This is a genomic window from Mesorhizobium sp. M7A.F.Ca.MR.362.00.0.0 (assembly GCF_004023175.1).
Taxonomy (GTDB): domain Bacteria; phylum Pseudomonadota; class Alphaproteobacteria; order Rhizobiales; family Rhizobiaceae; genus Mesorhizobium.
The window spans coordinates 1-2,853 of record NZ_RZTF01000396.1 but is presented as its reverse complement, the minus strand read 5'-3'; the positions used below and the strand labels follow the sequence as shown (position 1 = coordinate 2,853).

Below are 2,853 nucleotides of genomic sequence, written 5' to 3'. Positions count from 1 at the left end.
CATCGTCACCAGCCTGAAATCGGGGACCGAGCTGTTCCGGGCCGATCTGTGGCCGACAACGGTCAGTCTTGCCAACTACCGGAATGTGCTGACCGAAGGCAGCTTCGTGCGCAATTTGCTGAACTCGCTCTTCGTCTCCGGCGCGGTGGTTGCGCTTTCTCTGTTGCTCGGCGTCACATCGGCCTATGCGCTGGCGCGCATTCGATTCCGCGGCCGCTCGGCCCTGCTGTTCATCATCCTGTCGGTGTCGATGTTCCCGCAGGTGGCGCTGCTGGCCGGGCTGTTCGAACTGGTCCGCCTGTTCGGCCTCTACAATTCGCTGTTCGCGCTGATCTTCTCCTACATGATCTTCACCTTGCCGTTCACCGTCTGGGTGCTCACCACCTTCGTCCGGGACCTGCCGGTCGAGGTCGAGGAGGCGGCGATCCTAGACGGCGCGACGCCGTGGATCATCGTCACCCGGGTCTTCCTGCCGCTGATGTGGCCGGCGCTGGCAACCACCGGCCTGCTGGCCTTCATCGGCGCGTGGAACGAGTTCCTGTTTGCCCTGACCTTCACCTCCAACAACGCACAGCGGACCGTGCCGGTGGCGATCGCGCTGCTCTCCGGCAACTCGCAGTTCGAGATCCCATGGGGCAACATCATGGCCGCCTCGGTGATCGTCACGGTGCCGCTGGTGGTGCTGGTCCTGATCGTCCAGCGCAAAATCGTCTCCGGCCTCACCGCGGGCGGGGTCAAGGGGTGAGGGACGAGTCCTCAGATGTCCGGCGCGTTGCCGATCTTCTGCTTAAGCTCCAGCGCCCAGGCGCGGCCTTCGTCGCCGCCCCACAGCAGCCAGGCAATATAACCGGCCGAAGGGTTTTGCTCATTGCCGTAGTTCCTGCCGCGCTTGTCGATCTCGTGGCGGGCGAAATAGCTGACCATGCGGCGGATGGTGGAGGGCGCGAGCTTTTCCCGGTTCTTCAGCTCGGTGGCTCGGGCGACGCCGATCTCGGTGCCGCCACGGCCGAACTCGCCGCGCAGCCTGAGGCCCTTGGCGGCATTGTCGGCCACCACTTGCGGGCAGCGCAGATCGATCTCGCCGTCGTGCATGTTGTTCCCCGGATCACGCTGCCCGAACAGGTATTACGACATCTCACCATGCGCAATAAATGTCGGGACCGATCGCTGCCGAACGTCCTTGGGTCGCAGAGCAACCGCGCCGGGACGCCGGCGCCGCGACTTGAAGGAGCCGATCATGATCACCTTTCCCAATGAATCCGCCAAATACCGCACCGCGCGCGAAAAATTGCTGAAGAAGGAAATCGAGCTGCGCCGCGCCATGGAAGAGGTCGCCGAGGCCCGGCGCGCGTTGCCGCCGGGCGGGCTGATCCGCCAGGACTATGAGTTCGACGGGCTGGACGGCGATGGGAGGCCTGCAAAGATAAAGCTGTCGGAACTGTTCGCGCCCGGCAAGGACTCGCTCATCCTCTACAACATGATGTTCCCGCGCCATCCGCAGGAAAAGCGCGAGGTGGCGACCAGCGGCGACACGGCGAAGCTCGCCCGGCAGGACCAGCCATGTCCATCCTGCACCGCATTGCTCGACCAGTTCGACGGCGCGGTCGGGCATCTCCAGGCCGCCGGCTTCAATTTCGCGGTGGTGGGCAAGACCGCGCTCGAAAACCTGGTCACGCTCGGCCGCGACCGGGGCTGGCGCAACATGCGGCTGGTGTCTTCGGCTTCCAACAGCTTCAAGCGCGACTACAATGCGGAGGCGGCCGACGGCTCACAGATCCCGCTGCTGTCCGTGTTTCACCGCGACGGCGAGGGCATACGCCATTTCTGGAGTTCGGAACTGGATTTCGCGCCGACGGAGCCGGGCCAGGATCCGCGCAGCCTCGGCACCTGCGAAACGCTGTGGAACCTGATGGATTTCACGCCGGAAGGCCGCCCGAACTGGAACGAGCAGCTGCAATATGGCGAGGCGTGTTGCCACTGAAAGGCAGCTCTGGCCAGCCGCCGCGGTTCGGGGACCGAGGCGACATGCGCAGGCTTCTTCCTCATGAGCTGCAACCGGAGTGCCCAAGCGACGTTGGATTGTCCGAGGGATAATTCCAACCGGAGACATGCCATGAAGACGCTTACCATTCTGACCGCAGCAGCATTGCTTGCCGGCGCGCCGGCCTTTGCCCAGTCGAACACGACCGCCACGACCACGCCGCTCGCTACGACGACGAAGGTCGACACTTCGACTTTCATCAAGACGGTGCCGAGCGCCAATGAGTTCGAGATCGAGTCCAGCAAGCTCGCCGAGCAGAAGGCGACCGATGCCGACGTCAAGGCGTTCGCCAAACAGATGATCGCCGACCACACCAAGGCCGGCGAGGAATTCAAGGCGGCGCTTGCCCAGGGCCAGACAACCTCGGCCACCGCACCGTCCGGTCCAGCCCTGCAGCCCAAGGAGCAGAAGATGCTCGATGAATTAAAGGGCGCCAGCGGCGATCAGTTCCAGGCCAAATACATCGAGATGCAGACCAACGCCCACAAGGAAGCCGTGGCGCTGTTCAGCGGCTATGCGCAATCCGGCGACGACCCGGCGATGAAGGAATTCGCCAAGAAAACCCTGCCGACGCTGCAGATGCACGAAAAACATGTGAAGGAACTGGCCGCCGCGCATCAGGGGTGAGGGCGGTTCAAGGTCGACGCCCTATGGCGCCCCCCTCTGTCCTGCCGGACATCTCCCCCTCAAGTGGGGAGATTGGCCGTCGTCACTGTTTTCGCCAATTTTCAACGTTGCAAGGTGAAGGCCGGCCCCAAAGCTGCCAATCTCCCCCCTTGAGGGGGAGATGTCCGGCAGGACAGAGGGGGGCG

At 63.7% G+C, this 2,853-nt stretch carries 3 protein-coding genes and 1 pseudogene (1 of these 4 only partly in view); 3 read left to right on the top strand and 1 reads right to left on the bottom strand.

Annotated features, from left to right (window positions below; genetic code table 11):
- Positions 1-745: pseudogene (locus tag EOC06_RS31150) on the top strand (carbohydrate ABC transporter permease); it begins 90 nt to the left of the window's first position.
- 11 nt (positions 746-756) lie between these two features.
- On the opposite strand, the gene EOC06_RS31145 reads toward EOC06_RS31150, so the two are convergent.
- Complete coding sequence (locus EOC06_RS31145) at positions 757-1,092, bottom strand: hypothetical protein (protein WP_127321345.1); 336 nt, start codon at positions 1,090-1,092, stop codon at positions 757-759.
- 145 nt (positions 1,093-1,237) lie between these two features.
- Between EOC06_RS31145 and EOC06_RS31140 the strand changes: the two genes are divergently transcribed.
- Together EOC06_RS31140 and EOC06_RS31135 are read left to right on the top strand one after the other, a co-directional pair.
- On the top strand, positions 1,238-1,981 hold the full coding sequence (locus tag EOC06_RS31140; protein WP_164898827.1) for a DUF899 family protein: 744 nt from the start codon (positions 1,238-1,240) through the stop codon (positions 1,979-1,981).
- Between the two features lie 132 nt (positions 1,982-2,113).
- Positions 2,114-2,668, top strand: a complete 555-nt coding sequence (locus EOC06_RS31135) for a DUF4142 domain-containing protein (protein ID WP_127321344.1) — start codon at positions 2,114-2,116, stop codon at positions 2,666-2,668.
- The last annotated feature ends 185 nt before the right edge of the window (positions 2,669-2,853 follow it).

Bases quoted from the DNA above. Each gene is read 5' to 3' on its own strand.
- EOC06_RS31140 (WP_164898827.1), top strand. From the start codon at position 1,238: ATGATCACCTTTCCCAATGAATCCGCCAAATACCGCACCGCGCGCGAA.
- EOC06_RS31135 (WP_127321344.1), top strand. From the start codon at position 2,114: ATGAAGACGCTTACCATTCTGACCGCAGCAGCATTGCTTGCCGGCGCG.
- EOC06_RS31145 (WP_127321345.1), bottom strand. From the start codon at position 1,092: ATGCACGACGGCGAGATCGATCTGCGCTGCCCGCAAGTGGTGGCCGAC.